This is a genomic window from Desulfonatronum lacustre DSM 10312 (assembly GCF_000519265.1).
GTDB lineage: Bacteria > Desulfobacterota > Desulfovibrionia > Desulfovibrionales > Desulfonatronaceae > Desulfonatronum > Desulfonatronum lacustre.
Genome location: NZ_KI912608.1, coordinates 1099077 through 1116257, shown reverse-complemented (window position 1 = coordinate 1116257; position 17181 = coordinate 1099077). Strand labels below are relative to the sequence as shown.

11 protein-coding genes are annotated in these 17181 nt (G+C 57.6%); 1 reads left to right on the top strand and 10 read right to left on the bottom strand.

From position 1 onward, the window contains the following. The first annotated feature begins 279 nt into the window (after positions 1–279). On the top strand, positions 280–2886 hold the full coding sequence (locus DESLA_RS0105295) for a PEP/pyruvate-binding domain-containing protein (protein ID WP_051434406.1): 2607 nt from the start codon (positions 280–282) through the stop codon (positions 2884–2886). Positions 2887–3030: 144 nt separating this feature from the next. Here the strand turns inward: DESLA_RS0105295 and DESLA_RS23580 are convergent, their stop codons facing one another. The 10 genes from DESLA_RS23580 to DESLA_RS0105250 all read right to left on the bottom strand — a co-directional run bounded on the left by DESLA_RS23580 (position 3031) and on the right by DESLA_RS0105250 (position 17034). Further along, the gene (locus DESLA_RS23580) at positions 3031–5100 is read right to left on the bottom strand and encodes a response regulator (protein WP_169732593.1); all 2070 of its coding nucleotides are present in this window, start codon (positions 5098–5100) and stop codon (positions 3031–3033) included. Further along, positions 5097–8813, bottom strand: coding sequence for a response regulator (locus DESLA_RS18860; RefSeq protein ID WP_051434405.1), 3717 nt, complete (start codon positions 8811–8813; stop codon positions 5097–5099). The genes DESLA_RS23580 and DESLA_RS18860 overlap by 4 nt, the downstream gene beginning before the upstream one ends. Positions 8814–8828: 15 nt before the next feature. Continuing rightward, complete coding sequence (locus DESLA_RS0105280) at positions 8829–9758, bottom strand: substrate-binding periplasmic protein (RefSeq protein ID WP_028571656.1); 930 nt, start codon at positions 9756–9758, stop codon at positions 8829–8831. Between the two features lie 17 nt (positions 9759–9775). Beyond that, the gene (locus tag DESLA_RS0105275; protein ID WP_028571655.1) at positions 9776–10711 is read right to left on the bottom strand and encodes a transglycosylase SLT domain-containing protein; all 936 of its coding nucleotides are present in this window, start codon (positions 10709–10711) and stop codon (positions 9776–9778) included. 28 nt (positions 10712–10739) lie between these two features. Beyond that, positions 10740–13424 carry a CBS domain-containing protein gene (locus DESLA_RS18855; RefSeq protein ID WP_035261406.1) on the bottom strand — a complete coding sequence of 895 codons (2685 nt, stop codon included), beginning with the start codon at positions 13422–13424 and terminating at the stop codon, positions 10740–10742. 60 nt (positions 13425–13484) lie between these two features. Further along, positions 13485–14384, bottom strand: coding sequence for a site-specific tyrosine recombinase XerD (gene xerD, locus DESLA_RS0105265; protein WP_035261404.1), 900 nt, complete (start codon positions 14382–14384; stop codon positions 13485–13487). A 289-nt stretch (positions 14385–14673) separates the two neighbouring features. Then, positions 14674–14886 carry a hypothetical protein gene (locus DESLA_RS0105260; protein WP_028571653.1) on the bottom strand — a complete coding sequence of 71 codons (213 nt, stop codon included), beginning with the start codon at positions 14884–14886 and terminating at the stop codon, positions 14674–14676. Continuing rightward, positions 14883–15317 (bottom strand): PIN domain-containing protein, encoded by a 435-nt coding sequence (locus DESLA_RS0105255; RefSeq protein ID WP_028571652.1) that lies wholly within the window; start codon positions 15315–15317, stop codon positions 14883–14885. Before DESLA_RS0105255 ends, DESLA_RS0105260 begins: the two co-directional genes overlap by 4 nt. A 56-nt stretch (positions 15318–15373) precedes the next feature. After that, complete coding sequence (locus DESLA_RS22280) at positions 15374–16297, bottom strand: FRG domain-containing protein (protein WP_084031898.1); 924 nt, start codon at positions 16295–16297, stop codon at positions 15374–15376. An 80-nt stretch (positions 16298–16377) separates the two neighbouring features. After that, positions 16378–17034 (bottom strand): DUF4145 domain-containing protein, encoded by a 657-nt coding sequence (locus DESLA_RS0105250; protein WP_028571651.1) that lies wholly within the window; start codon positions 17032–17034, stop codon positions 16378–16380. Positions 17035–17181 lie beyond the last annotated feature (147 nt).

Here is a 17181-nt window from a genome sequence, read left to right as displayed (position 1 = left end):
GGAAAATGTCTACAGTGAATAAAAGATGCGGACAAGCGGATTTATTGCCATTAAATAGATGTCTTGAAGCATTCCAGAAGGTATTTTTCGCAGTGCTGTATGCAAGAGCTTGCCTTTTCTAAATGGCAGGGGTAGATATAAAGAAAATTTTCAGCGACACATTCTTTTTGTACTTTGTACCCAAAATGGGCTCCGGTTTTTTACCGGAGCCCATTTTATTTTTTGTGTTGGCAAAAAGAATGATTTCAATGGACGCGTGATCGTGAAAGGAGAGGAAAAATGATCGCTTATGTCAAAGAATGGATCAGGCCCGCCGTCAAACCAGAAGCCGAGACGGAGGTTTTCGTGGAGCGGTACAATATTTTCAAGGAGCTATTGGAGAAGAACACCGCCTCACTCCATGTGATCAACGACATCGAAGACATGATGCTCAATCCGGACTCGTTCGATTACGATGAGGTCGTTGTTTTGTGTGAGCGTCTCGTGGCCATTGTTCGGGATCTTTCATCCGACCTGGATGCGTTGTCCCGGAATCGGTTCGCGAACCTCAGGAGCGTCGCCGACAGGATCGGCCGGTCCGTTCTCAAGGAGCTGCGGGGACGGCAAAAGCTGGAAAAGAGCAACTGGACCATCTCCCTGGCCAACTTGAGTCGCGAGAAAAGCGCGTTGGTGGGGAACAAGGCGGCCAACCTGGCCGATATTTCAAACAGGGCGTATTTGCCCGCGCCCAAAGGGTTCGCGGTCACGGCCTTCTCGTGTCATCATTTTTTCAAGCAGGCGGGAATCTATGAAAAGGTCAAGCGTAAGCTACGGCAACTCGATGTCCGGGACATGGAACGTCTCGAAACGGTCTGCGCCGAGATCAAGGTTCTGATTCTCGGCTCTCAGCTGCCCGACGACGTCGCGAGGGCCATCCTTCACGAGGCCCGGGTTTTGGCCGGCGATCTCGGTGAGGATCTGCGTTTCGCCGTTCGCAGCAGCGCCAGCGCCGAAGATTCCCCGTCTTCTTCCTTTGCCGGACAGTACGACAGTGTCTTGAACGTCCCTGTCGACAACCTGCTTGCGGCCTATAAAGAGGTCGTGGCCGGGATATTCAACCCCAGGGCGGTATTCTACCGGCGCGGCAAGGGATATCGGGACATCGACGACCTGATGAGCGTTCTGTGCGTGGCCATGGTGGATGCCGTGTCCAGCGGTTGCCTGTACACCATTGACCCGAACTATCATGTGGCCGACAACATCTGCGTCAACGCCAACTGGGGCCTTGGGGTGAGCGTCGTGGACGGGTCGGCGAGAACCGACTACTGGCGGATCTGCCGGGAGACCAGGGAGGTTCTGGAGCAGGAGATTGCCGGAAAAGACACCATGCTTGTCATGGATAGGGAACAGGGGCTGCGCCTAAGTGAGACGCCCCTGGCCCGGCGGAACGCTCCCTGTCTGACCTCCGAACAACTCCGCGTCCTGACCGACTACGGGTTGAAGCTAGAAGAGCATTTCGGCACGCCTTTGGATATTGAATGGGCTCTGGATCAAGCCGGCAAGATTATCATCCTGCAAGCCCGCCCCTTGCAGAGGGTCACGGAGGACTTGTCCTTCGAAGAGCTGGGGAGGGACGTCCACGTGCCCCGCGACCGCGTTCTGATCCACGCGGGCATGACCGCCGCCCCCGGCGCGGCCAGCGGTCCGGCGTATATCCTGGAGGATGATCAAAGCCTGGCCGGCATTCCTGAAGGCTCTATCCTCGTGGCCCGCCAGACATCGCCGACCCTTGTCCCGGCCATGAGCAGGGTCAAGGGGATCGTGACGGATGTGGGCAGCGTCACCGGGCATATGGCTTCCGTGGCCAGGGAATTCAAGGTTCCGACGTTGGTCGGGATTGAAACCGGAACACGGACCATCCAGGCCGGAGACATCATTACCTTGGACGCCACCCGCAGGACTATTTACAAGGGTGAAGTGCCCGCAGTCATCCGGCAGAAGGCTCCGGCCAACCTGATCGCGGACAGCCCGGTCCATATCCGTGTCCGCGGGGTGTTGAACAAGGTCGTTCCGCTGAATCTGCTCGATCCGCGAAGCGCGGAGTTCACCCCGGAAGGCTGCGCCACCCTGCACGACGTGATTCGCTTTGCCCATGAAATGGCGATGCGGGAGATGTTTCACCTGGGAGACTGGCTCAGGGGGCGAGCCGGGGACGGGCGGATCGGAAAGAAGCTGCGCGATACGCCGCTGAACGCCTTTGTTCTGGACTTGGGCGGAGGAGTCGAGCGGATGGGGAACTCCGCGGAAGATGCAAACGAGGTCGCCGTGGAGGAGATCGTCTCGGTACCGTTCCAGGCCCTGCTCAAGGGCGTGACCCACGAAAAGGTGCGTTGGTCCGGACCGGTCCGGGTGAACATGCAGGGACTCTTGGCCGTGGTTGCGGAAGGCGTACTCAACGACCCGCACTTGCACGACGGCCTTGGGGAGCCAAATTACGCCATTATTTCCAAAAGATATCTCAACTTCAACGCCCGGCTCGGCTACCACTTCGCGACCATCGACTCCTTTTGCTCCGAGCAGGTCAACTCCAACTACGTGACCTTCTCGTTCAAAGGCGGGGCAGCGGACGTGGGACGGCGAACGAGACGAGCCGAACTGATGGCCCTGATCCTCAAGAAGATGGGGTTTCGGGTCGAGCACAAGGGCGACCTGCTCAAGGCTGAAATGCGAAAATACGATGTCGGGCGACTAACGGAGAAGCTGGAGCATATCGGGCGCTTGTTGGGCTCCGTGCGGCTGTTGGACATGGTTCTGACCGACGATGGAGAAATCCAGTGGTACGCGGAGGAGTTCTTCAAAGGTAATTACACCTTTGAACAAGTGCCTTCGCAAGTTTTTGGCCGCTGATGTTCGCAAGGAACCGGATTACCCGATCCCCTGGAGGGGAAGCATTGCGCGTTCCGGATTAGGACGTGCCTCTTTTCCCGCTCGATCCGCCTCGGCATCGTACGAATACGACAATTTCTTCAGTCAGTTGTATCGTTTTTCCTGTTACCCTGGAAACTCCAGAACGATTTCGGTACGTTGGTTTTCGTCATCGATGTGGACCTGGAGGGTCGCGCCGAGGGTTTCGGCGATGAGGCGGGCGGAGTAGGCGCCCAGGCCCTTGCCGTCGGGCTTGCCCCAGGTGGCGCCTTTTTCCATGAACCGGGTGCGGATTTCCAAGGGAACGACGCCGCTGTTGGCGATGCGGACCCGGATTCGGGATCGGCCTTCCTGGTCCGTGTCTTGTCGCGGAGGGTGCTCCAGGGCAACGGTTACCGGCCGGTCCGGCGGGTCGGCTTCCAGGGCGTTTTTGATCAGGTGCAGGAGCATGGAATAGCAGAGCAACTCCTCGCCGCGGATCATAATCGAGGCCGGGGCGTCTTCGGTGATGAACCGGACGGCCTTGTTCTCCATCGCTTCCAGGGGCGACAAGGCTCTGAGCACGGTTTGAACGATGCGGGTCAGGTTCACCGGATGGGGGTCGAGCTGATAGACGCCCCGTTCCAGTTTCCACAAGTCGATGGACGCGGCGATCATTTCCAGAAGTTCGAAGCCGGATCGTTCAATGTCGCGTACGGTTTCCCGCAACGAAGCCGGAAGATCACGGGTCGCGAGCAGGCGATCCGATCTGTTCAGAATGTCCATCAGCGGGCGTTTGAGGTCGTTGCGCACGATGCGTTCCACGCTGTCGCGCATGTTCAGGGCGTCTTCAAGGATTGAGTTGCGCCGGGCCAGGTCGGTCAGGGTACGGCGCAAAGTCAGGTGGGTGTTCACCCTGGCGTGGACCACGGACGGGTCGAAGGGCTTGGGGATGTAGTCCACCGCGCCCAGTCGCAAGCCCTTGGCCTCGTCCGTTTCCTTGGACATGACGGTGATGAACAGGATCGGGATGTCCCTGGTACGTGGGTCGTCCTTCAGGGTCTCGCAGACCTCGTAGCCGTCCATGTCCGGCATCTGGATGTCCAAAAGAATAATGTCCGGCGCGGGGTCGGCCCGGGCTAGTTCCAGGGCTTGGCTTCCGGACGCGGCGCTGATGGTCTGGTAGGTGTCCTGGAAGATGGCCTTGAGCACGTTCAGGTTGATCTGCTCGTCGTCGACGATCAGGATGCGTTGGTGTTCCCGGACTGGTCGCGGAGCGGTGAACGGCTCGTGGGCCTCGTCCAGTCCGTCCAGCGCGGCGACTTTGTTCCTGCCGGTGCTTTTGGCCTTGTACAGGGCTTTGTCCGCGGCCAGAAAGAGATCGTGAGCCGTCTTGCCGTCCCGCTGGGGAACCAGAGTGGCCACGCCAAGGCTCAGGGTGATCGTCGGCGCCACGGGGCTGAAGGCATGGGGGATTCCCAGGGCCTCGACAGCCTCGCGCATTTTCCGGGCCACTTCCCTGGCTCCGTCCTGGTTCGTGCCGGTGAGCAGGCAGATGAATTCCTCCCCCCCGTACCGGGCTACCAGATCGGTTTGTCGTGAAACGACGCCACTCAGGCTTCTGGCCACTTCCCGCAGGCACTCGTCCCCCGCTGCATGGCCGTAATGGTCGTTGTACAGTTTGAAATGATCGATGTCCGCCATGATCAGCGACAAAGGCTCGCCGCTTCGGATGCCGCGCTGCCATTCGAATTCCAGGAATTCCTCGAACCGGCGGCGGTTGGCGATGCAGGTCAGGCCGTCCTTGTTGGAGAGGTTCCGGAGGATGTCCCGCTTGCGCTTCAGTTCCAGATGGACCCGAATCCGGGCCAGAACCACGGACGGGCCGAAAGGCTTGGTGATATAGTCCACCGCGCCCACGGCCAGACCTTGCTCCTCGTCTTTTTCATTGGACTTGGCCGTGATGAAGATCACCGGTATGTCTCTGGTTTCCGGATGTTCCTGCAATCTTCGGCAGACCTCGAACCCGTCCAGGTCCGGCATCTGGATGTCCAGCAGGACCAGGTCCGGCTTTTTATCGCCAAAGGCCCGTTTCAGAGCCTGTTCGCCGCTCAGGGCCACGCTGATTTCATAATTTTCCTGGAGGATGGCGTTGAGGACCTGGATGTTCGTTCGCTCGTCGTCCACGATCAGGATGCGGGATTTCCGTTCAGTCATTTTGTCTCCGACGGTCCAAGCCGCCCTGCCAGTTCCGCGATGGTCTCCGCGGCTTTTTCGAATTGAAAGTCATGAATTGCTTGCAGCAATTGACCGGTCAGGTCCGAATATCGTCCATCAAGTCGGTTTAGCAACCCCTCGGCCAGTTCCTCGGCCCTGGGATTGCCGTCCTCCAGGAGTTCTCGCAGATCATTGATCAGGGAGTGGAGGGCAATCACGTCAACGTCCGGATGCGATGCCGCACTCTTTTTTTGCGCCGTTTCGACGGGGGAAGGGACGGTTCCCGAGGCCGGAATCGAGGCTTCCGGTGATGCTTCCGGTGATGCTTCCGGCGAGGCATTCGGTGGGACCAGGGCGGCAAGACTGGTCATCACGGTCTGGAACGCGGTGGAAAAATCGGCAAGGGCCGTGGCTTGGCCGTCCGGATCGGTGTCCGGATCGACCTTGAGCGAGTGTTCCAGGCCCTGGGCCGCTTCAAAGACCGCGTTGGCCGCCAAGTTGCCGGCCACGCCCTTGATGGCGTGTACGGTGCGGGCGGCCTGCTCGCGTTCTCCGGCCTGGACGCCCTGTTCGATTTTTTCCAAACCGTCCGCGTAACTGCCCCGAAAATCCAACAGCAATTTCAGATACAGCTTCTCATTGCCGCGCAGCCTGGACAGGCCCTGGGCAAGGTCGAAGCCGGACAACTGGTCGGGCAACAGAGTGGATAGCGGGGCGGACGACGGGACGGACGGCTGGGTGGTCGGTGAAGGAGCCGTGCTTGCTGGAGCGGTTAGCGGGGTCGCCCTGGGTTGCTCATCCGTTTTTCGTTCTCCATCGCCCGGCGGCAGCCATTGAGCCAGGGTGCGCAGCAACAGGTCCGGGTCGATGGGCTTGGACACATGGTCGTCCATTCCGGCGTTCAAGGACTTCTCCCGATCGCCTGTCATGGCGTGGGCGGTCATGGCGATGATCGGCGTTCGCCGATCACGGTTCACGGTTGTTGAAGGTTCAACCTCAAAAGCTCGAATGCGCCGCGTCGCCTCATACCCGTCCATTTCCGGCATTTGAATGTCCATCAGCACCAGGTCGAAGCGCTCCGCGGCGATCAGTTCCACGGCTTTCCGGCCATTGTCGGCCAGGCGCACTGTCAGGCCGAAGCCTTCCAGCAGTTCCCTGGCTACTTGCTGATTGATGGGATTGTCTTCGGCGACCAGGACGTGGCCATGCAGTTTATCCGGCGGGGTCGGAGAGGATTCGACGCGGTCCTGCTTCCTGACGGTCGAGGCGCATGACGGATTAGCGAAGAAGCTGGTCAGAGCGTCGAAGAGCATGGAAGGATTGACCGGCTTGAGCAGCAGCCCGTCCAGTTCACGGTCGCTGACCCGGCTCATGACCTCCTCGCGGCCATAGCCGGTGACCATGACCATCAGGGGCAAGGCCTCGCTTTGCGGTTCAGAGCGAATTCGGCGGATGGCCTCAATGCCGTCCATGCCCGGCATCTGCCAGTCCATGAGCACCAGAGCATAGGGAAGGCCCTGGGCTTTTGCCTGCTGAACGAGGCGCAGGCCTTCCTCGGCCGAGGCCGCCGTATCCACGTGCAGATTGAAGCTGATCAGCATATCGCGCAGGATTTCCCGGGCGCTGAGGCTGTCGTCCACCACCAGGACCCGACGATGGCCGAAATCCGCCTTGGTCAGGCAATGGGTCGGGCGTTCCTTTTGCCTGCCGAACCGGGCGATGAAGGAAAACTCGCTGCCCCGGTCCGGGGTGGAGTGAACCTCGATCCGGCCGTGCATCCTCTCCACCAGGCGTTGGGAAATGGTCAGCCCCAGCCCGGTGCCGCCGAAACGTCGCGTGGTGGAGGCGTCGGCCTGGCTGAAGGCGCTGAACAGCTTGCCGATCTGCTCCTCGGTCATCCCGATGCCCGTATCCCGGACGGCAAAGCGCAGCGTCACGGAGTCATCCGACTCCTCCACCAGGCTCACGCCGACTTTCACTTCCCCGTGTTCGGTGAACTTCAGGGCATTGCCCGTGAGGTTGGTCAACACCTGACCCAGGCGCAGGGGATCACCAATGAGATAGTTCGGGATATCCGAGGTGTAGGCCAGCAAAAACTCCACACCCTTGGCACCGGCTTTTTCCGAGAACAGGGTGGACAGGTTGCTCACCACCGCGTCCAGATCAAAGGGGATCTGCTCGAAGTCCAGCCGTCCGGCCTCGATCTTGGAGAAGTCCAGGATGTCGTTGATGATGCCCAAAAGATTCTGGGACGCGCCGCGAATTTTGGTCAGATAGTCCCGCTGCTGTTCGGTGAGGTCGGTCTTTAACGCCAGGTGGCTGAGGCCGATGACGATGTTCATGGGCGTGCGGATTTCATGGCTCATATTGGCCAAAAAGAGACTCTTGGCCTGGGTGGCGGCTTCCGCGATTTCCTTGGCTTCCAGCAAATGGACGTTGGCATCGGCCAATTCCATGGTTCGCTCTTCCACGAGATTTTCCAGGTGCAGACTGTGCTGTTCCAATTCCTGGGCGTATTGCTGGGTCTTGGAAAATAGCTCGTGGATTTCCCTAGCCATCAGGTGGAAGGACCTGGTCAGCACGGCCAGTTCATCCCGGGATGAGGGAGGGTGGCCTTGGTCTTCCGGCGAGAAATCAATGTGTACATCCGAGGGCAGCAAAGGTTCACCTTCCGTGGCCTTGCTCTCCCTCCAGGCCAGGGTGAAGCGCTGGACCTTGTCGGTCAGTTCCCGGATCGGCCCGGCGATGCGCCCGGAGAAAAAGGCAGCTGCGGCAATGCCCAAAAGCAGCGTCAGGGTGCCCACGCCCACCATGTACAGCAAGAGTTCGCGGACCGGGCTGTTGATGTCGTCCACCGCGGCCACGCCGATCAGCCAGATGGGCAAGTCGTTCATCTGAAGCTGGTCCAGGAGCAGCATGGACGTCCGGGAAGGAATGTCCCCGGGTTGGTTCCACTGCTGGGACAATGTATTGAGTTCGGCCCGTGCCGATGACGGCTCACCTTCTTCCACGACTTGTTCCGGAGTGAAAAAGGAGCGCTGATGCGGCTGGTAGGCCAGGCTCACAAAGCCCTGGTTGCCGATCCTGGTCGCACCGAACAGGGCCTGTCCGGCCGTTTCCAGGTTGATCATTGTCACCAGGTGCGTGTCGTCCAAGGGTGCGCCCTGGTTGAGGATGGCCTGCCTGAAAACCAGCACGTGCCGCTGGCTGATCATGTTCGGGGTGCGGGGCAGGGCCAGCAGCAAGGGGGTTTGTTCGCCGACCTCGCCCAGAAAATGCATCAGGCGGTCGCGCTCCGGTTGGTCCAGCCAGCGCAGGTAGGGCGTATCCTCGTACAGAGCCTCGTTGTTCTTGGTGATCAGGATGTTCTCGATCCAGGGCTCTTGGGTTTTGATCTGGGCGAAAAAGTCGCGCAGGCTGGGAACGAACACCGAGCCGAGCCGCGGGTCGGCGCCCACGAACTCCACCAGCGGGTTGCTCCGCCAGACGTACAGGTTGGCCTGACGGACGTTGATGAATTCCTTGAAGATGTCTGAGGTCAGGGCCAGGGAATGCCGCAATTCCCTTCGAGATTCCCCTTCCAGGAGACTCACGGCCCGGTAGGCGGTGACCAGGGAAAGCACCAGGACCACCAGAAGCACGATGCCGGCGGTCATGAGCAACAGGCGGGTTTTAATGGAAGAGGCGGACAACGCCGCGACGCTCTTGAGCATATGAATTCGGTTATCCTACTGGGTAGCCTGGATCAAAGCCCGGAACTGGCTCAGGGTCAGTCCGTACTCCTCTTTCCAGATGCTGTTCAAGGCCGAGGTTTCGGTCCTGACTTGTTCGGTGAAGAAGGCTTGCACAACATCCCGCAGATCCTGGTTTTGGCGACTGAAGGCCCAGCCGATTTCTTCCATCGGTCCCACAGGAAAGGCCACATTCAGATCCTGGAAGCGGTTCACGGACTCCCACAGGGAAACTTCCGCGTCCAACAGCGTGAAGTCCGCGAGCCCGGACTCCACGGAACCCAGTTCTGCTCCGAAGTCGATCAGCCGTATCTGGATCGGGTCGTCCCGGAACGCCTCCTGATTTTGCTCCAGGACCCAGGTGTGCAGACTGGTGTTCAACGCCACCCCGGCTGTTTTTCCGGCCAGATCGTCCATGGATGTGAACTCGGGCAGCCGGTCCTGATGGACGATGACCATGATCCGGTTGAGAAACAGGATGGCGAAATCCAATTTTTTCAGCCGCCATTCATTCTTGGTCAGGTGGGTGGGGTAGACGTCGCAACGTCCGGTTTCCAGGTGGTACGGAGTGTATTCGGCCTCCAGGGCGGTCCGGCCTTCGGCGTTATGAAACTGTTCATCCCACTCCAGACGATGAAAAATCGGACGGACGTCAGATCCCAAGGCCGCGGCCACGGCCTCCACCACTCTGGGGACCGGCCCGGAGACCCGGCAATCCTCCAGGCAGGCCGGATCGGCAAAAGTCACATAGGCCGGGGTCGCCGGGACGATACAGGCCCGCAGTTCTCCGGACTCCCGGATTTCCTCCAGGCCGCGGGCCTGGGCCGAGGAGACGGAAGGGAGCGGGCAGAGCAGGAGGAAAAGCAGAGCGATGGCAAGGCCTTTCCAGGTGAACTTGCGGGATGCGGGCATGATCTGGGTGGGCATGGCGGACTCTCCTGAGGCTATTCCTGCATCGAGCCGAGCAGGCTGATGAATTGGTTCAGATTCATGCCGAAATGGCGGTTCCATGTCGCGTTCAGGGCTGAATCGCGTCCGGCGCGTTGCTGGTCGAAAAAATTCTGCAAGGCTTGGCGCAATTCCGGACTCTCCTTGCGAATCCCCCAGCCCACCTCTTCCATGGACCCCACGGGAAAAGCCATGATCAGGTCGGGAAACTGATGACGGATAATCCAGAACGCCGCATCCGCGTCGATCACCGTGAAGTCGGCCCGCCCCTGAGCCAGATTATTCAGACCGTCGGCGGTGGGCTGGAGGCGGATATCCACTGGTTCGTCTTTGAAAGTCGTTTGGTTTCGGTCCTGAAGCCAGGTGTGGTAGGAGGTGTCTTTTTCCACCACCGCGACCTTCCCGCCCAGTTCGGACGGACCACGGATCGTGCTTTGACTTTCTGCATTGACCAGCACCATCATCCGGTTGGTGAACATGGTCACGATGTCCATTTTTTGGAGCCGCCAGGAATTTTTGGTCAGGTTGTTGGGGTACAGGTCGCAGTGCCCGGAATCCAGCAAGGCCGGCACGTATTCCGCGTCCCGGTCGGTGCGTCCCTGGTCGTTGAAAAACTGCTCGTCCCAATCGATGCGCAGGGCGCGCATGGTCATCGAGTCTCCAAGAAAAGCCGTGAATGCCTGCGCCGCCTCGAAAGCCGGGCCGGAAAAACGGCAGTCCTCCCGACATCCCTCGGGTTCGGCCTGGACCACGGATGGATGGATCGGCGCGAAGCAAACCCGCAGTTCTCCGCTGTCCAGAATGTCCTGAAAAGACCGGGCTTGAGCCGGACCGGCCAAAAAGAGTGGTGCAAAAACCGTGATCATGGCCGCAAAGACGCACGCGGCGTGAACCCACAGGCGCGAGATGCGCCGAAAACGAGATCGGATCATGATGCTGTGTCTCCTTGTGTTGCTCTGCTTACTGAATGATCTTTCCATTTGCACTCCGTGAAGGCGCGATCCGTTTATACTCATCCACCAGCTTCCCGGCCAGAACCAACTGGCTGCCCCGGTCCGGGGCCACGCCGTCGATCATGGCCGCCTGGACGGCCCGCAGGATCTCGGAGTAGTGCGGCCCGGGAGGCAAACCCATGGCTTTGAGGTCCTTGCCGGTCACCGCGACCTTCTGGGTTCTGAGTTGGGTCAGAAACAGAGAGATGTTCCGGCGCATTTCCTCTTTCTGGCCCCGGGCCATCAGGAACAGAACCGACTCCAGGGGCAGTTGGTTGAGGATGAAGAACAGCTCGCTCACGGGCCCGCCGCGGCCTTGCCACTGGCTCAGGAGGTGAATGGTTGCATCCAGGGTCCGGCGCATGCCCCAAAGGGATGCTTCGTCTTTGTCCGAAAAGTTCAAGCGTCGCATCAGGATTTGAAACTGGGCGTCGTCCAGGGCCGAAGCCAGGCCGAGGAAATAGAGTTTCCAGGACTGGGCCGTGGGTTCCAGGTAGAGCAGGCGGTACCAGTTCAGAACCTGCTCCACTTCGTCCAGGGTGGTTTCCAACTGGTCGGTGAGCTTGAGCAGGGGATGGAGCACCTGGAGCAGGGTGAAGCCGTCCATGCGCCGAAAACAGGCCAGGACTTCGCGTTCCTCCATGATCAGCCGCAGTTCCTGGAACAGTCGGCGACCGGAGAGCTTCTGGAACAGGTTCAGGTTCATGGCGTTCTTGATCAGCCGTTCGGTCTGGCGGTCCATCCGGAAGTGAAAGCGCTGCTCGAAGCGGATGGCCCGCAGGATGCGGGTCGGGTCCTCCACGAAGCTTAGGGAGTGCAGGACGCGGATGCTCTTCTCCTTGATGTCCTTCTGGGCCGAGAAGAAGTCCACCAGATTGCCGAAATTGTCCGGCGTCAGGCGCACTGCCAGGGCGTTGATGGTGAAGTCCCGGCGGTAGAGATCCATCTTGATGGAGGAGAGTTCCACCGTGGGCAGGGCCGTGGGGTATTGGTAATATTCCAGGCGGGCCGTGGCCACGTCCACCTTCTGGCCGTCCGGAAGGATGACCACGGCGGTCTGGAATTTCTTGTGCATCCGGATCCGTCCGTCCAGTTCGCGGCTGAAGAGCTGGGCAAAGCCGATCCCGTCGCCTTCCACCACCAGGTCGATGTCCAGGTTCGGGCGGTTCAGCAGGATGTCCCGGACAAAGCCGCCCACGGCATAGACGTTCACACCCATGGCCTGGCCCAGGGCCCCGGCGTGTTCCAACAGATTCAGGATCGGTTCCGGCAGCCGGGAGCGGAGCATGCTCTTGATGTTGCGCTCGCTCTTGCGCTCGGGCAGCAGGAATTCCGGAATCCGCGCGGATTCCTGGATGAAGATGGTGATCAGGTCCGTACGGGTGATCACCGCGGTCACGTGCCCGTCCTCCAGCACCGGCACCAACCGCTGCTTCTGGCCCAGGATGATCTCCATCACCGCGTAGAGATCGTCCTCGGGCGTGAGCACGGCCACGTCCCGCTGCATGTACTCGTCCACGGTCAGCTCGCCTAGGCCGTGGCCCACGGCCCGGTCCGAAAGCTGATGCTCCAGGATGCCGACGCAGCCCCCGTCCTCCCGGACCACGGGAATGGCCTTCAGCCCATAGCGGGTCATGATTTCCGTGGCCTGGATCAGGGTCGTGCCCTGGGGCACGGTGACCGCGGGCTTGGACATGAAGCTCCGGACCAGGATCTGCGGGTTGATGTGCGAGTAGAGCAGGGCGAACAGCTCTTCCTTGATTTCGGACAGGGTGCGGTCCTTGATGGTCGCGGAGGCGGCGTAGACATGGCCCCCGCCGCCGAAAAAGCCGCAGATCCGCCCCACGTCCACCTCCGGCCGCCGACTGCGGGCGATGAGGTGCACCCGGTCGTTCATCCGGGCCAGGGCGAAGAGTACCCGGATGTTCTCCATGTCCACCAGCTTGTGCACCAGCACGGCGAAATCTCCCACGTACTCGTCCACGCTGACCTCGGTGATCACCACCTCGATCCCGTTGATGTCGTGCACCGCGGCAGTGCCGAGCATGGCGTGCAGCAGATTGATCTGCTGCGCGCTCAGGTCCCGGGTGATCAGGTCCGAAATGGTGTCCAGGTCCATGCCCTGGGCCAGAAGCCAGGAGGCCGCGTCGAAGTCGTGGGTGGTGGTGGAGGAAAAAGTGAAGGCTCCGGTGTCCTCGTAAATGCCCAGCCCCATGATCGTGGCCTCGTCCGGGCACACGGACAATCCCAAGTCCCGGATTTCCCGGATCAGGATGGCCGTGGTCGATCCCCAGGGCTGGACCACGCTTTTCTGGGCCGGCAGATCCTCCTCCGAGTCAGGATGGTGGTCGTAGAGGTGAATGGTCAGACCGGGCAGGTCCAGCACGGAGCGGACATGCTCCACCCGGGAGCGCTGTCGGGTGTCCACCACCACCAACCGCTCCACGGCCGAGGTGTCGATCTCCTTCATGGACTGGAAATTGAAAAGATAGGTCGCGCTCTGAATGAAAAAATTGCGCAGGTTCTTTTCCTGACTGCCCGGAAAAATCAGCGCCGCGTCCGGATACAGCTTGCCCGCGGCCACCATGGCCGCCAGGGCGTCGAAGTCGGCATTGTTGTGGGCGGTGATCAGGGTTTTGGGGGATGTGGGCATTTTGTGGTCGCGGTTTAGGTTAAGGATTTTGGAGACGGGGGCAGGGGAGTGGTTTCGGAGCTATTTGGAAGTTTGGTTCTGGGAGGCCGGGGGACGGCTTCTTGGATGATGTTTCTGGTGCTGGCTCTTCAGGCGCGAAGTCTGGACATGGGTGTAGATTTCCGTGGCCAGGATGTCCGCGTGGCCCAGGAGAATCTGCACGGTGCGCAGGTCGGCCCCGCCTTCCAGCAGGTGCGTGGCAAAGGAATGACGCAGGGTATGCGGGGAGATGGGGTGGTGGATTCCGGCCTTTCGGGCGTAGGCCTTGATCAGCTTCCAGACTCCCTGCCGGGTCAGCCCCTTGCCGGAACGGTTCAGAAACAGAACCTCCGCTTTCGGCGAAAAGGCCGGACGCCAGTTCTGGATATAGATCTCCAGATATTTCCCGGCCGAGGCGTGCATCGGCACCACCCGCTCCTTGCGGCCCTTGCCGAAGACCCGCAGCAATCCGGCCTGCAAATCCACGTCCCCGGGACGCAGGCCGATCAACTCCGAGACCCGCAACCCCGCGGCGTAGAGCAGTTCGAGCATGGTCCGGTCCCGGAACCCCAGCTTGTCGTTGCTGTTCGGCTGGGCCAGCAGGGCCGTGACCTCCTCCCGACTGAGTACGTCCGGAAGATGGCGGGGCAGCTTGGGGTTTTCCAGCTTTTCCAGTGGATTTTCAGCGATCAGCCGCTCCCGGACCAAAAACGCGAACAGGCCGCGCAACGTGGCCAGGTGCCGGGCCAGGGAGCGGTTTTGCAGTCCGGTCTGGCGCAGATGCAGCAGGTAGAGCAGGCCGTGTCGGCTGGAAAACCGCTCCAGATCCAGGCTTTCGCGGGTCAGAAATCGCTGCAGAGATTCCAGGTCCGTGGTGTAGGCGGCCACGCTGTTTTCCGCAAGTCCCTTTTCCACCAGGATGTATTCCAGAAACAGGTCCATCCAGGGGTGCAGGGCGGGGGAGGAGGGGGGAGTGGGGGGTGTTGTCACGTCACGCCCACCCCGTCGAGGGCTGGCCGGGCGGAACGAGTGCGACGATCAGCCGGCTCCCGGTCGGAGGTTGCGCACTTGTTGGGCGCTGTTTCCGCCGAAGACAGCTGTCGATCGACGTCTCGATGTAGACCGTTGGCATCATCTGATCCTGTTGCACCAAACGACAGCGCTAACCAACTGCTGTAAGAGTTTGAACTTTTTGTAGCGACGCAGCAATTGGGGGTTTTTCAACGGACTGTTAAACGCCTTGTTCGGTGGTTTTCGATCTCAGCGCCATAGCTTTGCTGCTTATCTCTTCAAGGCCGTATTCTTCGTCCATATCCTGTCGCCACTTCGTGTAGTCAAAAGGCTCCCTTTGAATCAGCGCCATAAACCGCTCCGCCTCTACATTGCCGAGACTCCGCGTGAGTATCCGCAATCCCTTGGACTTGATTTCTGTATCGGTAATCATTGCACTGTCTCCATTATAAACCCAATCGGATCTATGATCGTAATATCGTTTACAAGCATGGCTTTCTTGAGAATGCCCTTGTCGGTTGTCAGGAAATAATCAGCTTTCGCAACAATGGCACAGGCAATATGCAGGGAATCGATCTTCTTAATACCTTTATCATTAAGCAATCGAGCAATTCGTAATACTTCGTTATCTTCCTCGACATCGTTTACCGAGTACTCACTCCATAAAGCGATCTGCTCCTTTCTCTCCAGGAAAGGATTCCTGCCATTATCGTAATCCATAATGTATGACCACACCAGCGCATATAAACCAGAACGAATATCCTTTTGAATCCGCAACTTAGCTTCCGCCGCTAGTCGGATTCGGATGTTGGATTGGTCGTCGAACGGCCTATTGAAGCAGCAATTATCCAGATAGAGCTTCATAAGGTCAGTCATCTCCTTGTCGCGATGCTGCGGACCTGCTCACCGAACATTTGGCGTTACGGGCGGCATGCCCCTCGCCGTCCCGTACACGCCGATGTTCGGGTTGTCTCTTTATCCGGATATATAAATCTTTCCGTTACGCCCTGATCAGCTAACCATTCATTTATTTCTTTTTTCGTATCTTTCGGCAGATAAATTCGGTTAAGAATTCTGCTACCATCATCACGCTTTTGGTCTAAAACACGCCAATATTCAGATAGATCTAAACGAAGATCCATCTGGGCGACGTATATTGCGTCTTGTTGTTTAGCTCGGTCACAAGTTATTTGCTTGCGAGGACTAAATATCAGAGGTGGTCCAAATTGCTGGTCATTCATGAAGGCCTCATGGAGCCTTCCAATAATCTCTCCAACCATCAGGTCTCGATGAAGGACTGATCCAGACTGACTCATATCTGCTAAAAACAATACGCCATTTTCCTGATCATTGCGCCCATTATTAGCGAAGTACAGTGCAACTCGCCAATCTTGCGTCCAATCCAGTAGAAATGTGCCTTTTAGATTAGACATGTCTTCCTCTGGATATTGTTGAAATCGCTTCATAAGCTCGAACCAAGGATCTATACCTGGATTTTCATCAGCGACGTGCGTCAATTCAAGAGAGGGTTTTATTAAAGTCCCAAACTTACATAAAAAAAGACTACTGACTAAACGATAAAAATCCAGAGAATGACGATAATCCTCTATAATGGTTTCAGTGATGTTTATCCCAAGAATGTGTTGTTTAACAAATCTTGCAAATGTAGAATCAAGGAGCCATGAAGCAGACCCATGCCCTCGAAATAAAAGGTAATGATCAAGCAACTTGCAATGGGATATAACGTGCTCAACCTCCTCTACAAATTCCTTGAAAGACACAGGCGCCCATTCGTCCGTCCTGGATAAGATTTTCGTTGAAGAAAAAAGCGGCTTAAGTTTCATATTTGTTAAAGCCCCAACGCGAGCGTAACCGGTTGCTTTTGGAGCGTCAGCGGAAAAAGCAATCCGCGTTAACGCATTTGTTAGGCAAGTTGTATAGCTAAGAACTGCTCAATATCTCGAATCATATTTTCTACATCGGATTCAGTAAATTCTTCTGGTTTTCCGTGGGCTGCGCTATTTCTAATGTCAGCAAGAGCAGTAATTCGTTTTTGCTGAAGTTTATTGTAAATCCCTGCTTTCGCTAAATCAGCATTCATTTTGTCAAGCTTTCCAGTTATAATACCTTCCCTGTTACATAAATCCCTAAGGGTTGTTTCTAATACTACACCGGCAATTACTGCTGCAGCCAACTTGTACCCGCTAGAAAGAAGCTCGCTTGCTTGTTCCAGTTCGCTATCAAAAACATCAGCCTGAATGAGGTTTTTAATTGATGTTAGATAACCGCCTTTATAATCGTCCATTGCAGCTATAAATACTGCTTTCATTCTTTTGAACGGATCAGATATAGATTCATAAGAATTTATCTCTTCAGCTTTTGTGAATTCGCGATAATGCTGGGACTCTTCTCCGCAAGTGGCAACTAACAAATTTTTCGCTTTAACTTTCCATGTCAAAGCTTTTTCATCATCCATTACTGTGTAGTCACCATATTCGCTTTGTCTCCGCTGAATAGTTGATTCAATCGCGGGTAATTCAGATAAAAGCTGATCAAATCTATCAGATAGTTTTTGAAGCACGATTTTCTCCTTTGCCCTAACAGTGTTATTATACGGAATTCAAAAAATCCTGACCTCTCAATTTCAGACCTTAGAACCTATTGATTCGGCCCATTTTTTTCGACTGTAAAAACATCATTAACTCATTTTTTTCAGAATGCTAAGATT

Excerpts from the sequence above, each read along its gene's own strand:
- DESLA_RS0105295 (WP_051434406.1), top strand. The coding sequence starts at position 280 with ATGATCGCTTATGTCAAAGAATGGATCAGGCCCGCCGTCAAACCAGAA.
- DESLA_RS23580 (WP_169732593.1), bottom strand. The coding sequence starts at position 5,100 with ATGACTGAACGGAAATCCCGCATCCTGATCGTGGACGACGAGCGAACG.
- DESLA_RS18860 (WP_051434405.1), bottom strand. The coding sequence starts at position 8,813 with ATGCTCAAGAGCGTCGCGGCGTTGTCCGCCTCTTCCATTAAAACCCGC.
- DESLA_RS0105280 (WP_028571656.1), bottom strand. The coding sequence starts at position 9,758 with ATGCCCACCCAGATCATGCCCGCATCCCGCAAGTTCACCTGGAAAGGC.
- DESLA_RS0105275 (WP_028571655.1), bottom strand. The coding sequence starts at position 10,711 with ATGATCCGATCTCGTTTTCGGCGCATCTCGCGCCTGTGGGTTCACGCC.
- DESLA_RS18855 (WP_035261406.1), bottom strand. The coding sequence starts at position 13,424 with ATGCCCACATCCCCCAAAACCCTGATCACCGCCCACAACAATGCCGAC.
- xerD (WP_035261404.1), bottom strand. The coding sequence starts at position 14,384 with ATGGACCTGTTTCTGGAATACATCCTGGTGGAAAAGGGACTTGCGGAA.
- DESLA_RS0105260 (WP_028571653.1), bottom strand. The coding sequence starts at position 14,886 with ATGATTACCGATACAGAAATCAAGTCCAAGGGATTGCGGATACTCACG.
- DESLA_RS0105255 (WP_028571652.1), bottom strand. The coding sequence starts at position 15,317 with ATGAAGCTCTATCTGGATAATTGCTGCTTCAATAGGCCGTTCGACGAC.
- DESLA_RS22280 (WP_084031898.1), bottom strand. The coding sequence starts at position 16,297 with ATGAAACTTAAGCCGCTTTTTTCTTCAACGAAAATCTTATCCAGGACG.